Consider the following 882-nt stretch of genomic DNA (forward strand, 5'->3'; position numbering starts at 1 on the left):
TTGTGGAAATGAATAAAGAATTAAGCAGTAACAGTTACTAGATTCTGTTCCTTTTGAAAGGAATTTTGGCCATTTAGACATGAAGTTAAAATATCGACAACATTCTTTTATGAATCTTTCTCCACGTTCTGACCAAGTGAAAAAGCTGTTCTTACAATAGATTACATAGCGCCTCATTTGCCGTTCTGCAAAGTTGTTAGTTGTATCTATCACTTCAGGTTTTCGTAAAAACTTCCATATCATATCCTCAGATCTTAACATCTTGGCAGCCATCCTCAAAGCTTGAGTACCATTTATAACCCCAGTCATTTTACACAAAAGATGTTCTACCCTTTTTCAAATTTTTCACATTAGTTGATAAAATCTTAAATCATCTACTAAATTTTATTTTTTTGCCTTTTGTACCACAAATACTCTGTTGCTGAGTAACTTGAGCATCTGGCCAATTTTGCTCACTTCAATATTTTTACTATAGGCAAATCTTTCAAAATCTCTTGCCAAATGTGTCCAACATATCTGTCTATTTTCAAGACTAAAATAATTGTACGCAGCGTATTGTTGCTTACAACTATGCCATTGTATTTTGGCAGTAAACTTTTCAACACCTTCTTGCCACGAGACTCGGTTATCTTTAGAAGTGTCAGCGCTTTGTTTGTTTTGTATTACCCAACCCAGCCTCTTTCCCCCTTGATTTCTGTGCCATGTTTCATCTATACGCAGGTTTCTTTCAATTCTTCCTTCATTTCCTCATATTCAGATGCGCATCTTTTTGATACTCTGTGCTCAGTCTTTGATACTAAACTAAGACTTATATTGAGGTTAAATATACTGCTTAAAATTTGCTGTACTTTTCTTTTCGAGTTAATAAAAAAGCCACTTAGG

At 34.4% G+C, this 882-nt stretch carries 1 protein-coding gene; it reads right to left on the reverse strand.

Translation table 11 applies throughout. The features are described 5' to 3' along the window. The coding region (locus CCY16_RS06380) for an IS66 family transposase (protein WP_245800779.1) at positions 1–309 on the reverse strand (309 nt) is incomplete at its 3' end. Positions 310–882 lie beyond the last annotated feature (573 nt).

Source organism: Wolbachia endosymbiont of Wuchereria bancrofti (assembly GCF_002204235.2).
Taxonomy (GTDB): Bacteria; Pseudomonadota; Alphaproteobacteria; order Rickettsiales; family Anaplasmataceae; genus Wolbachia.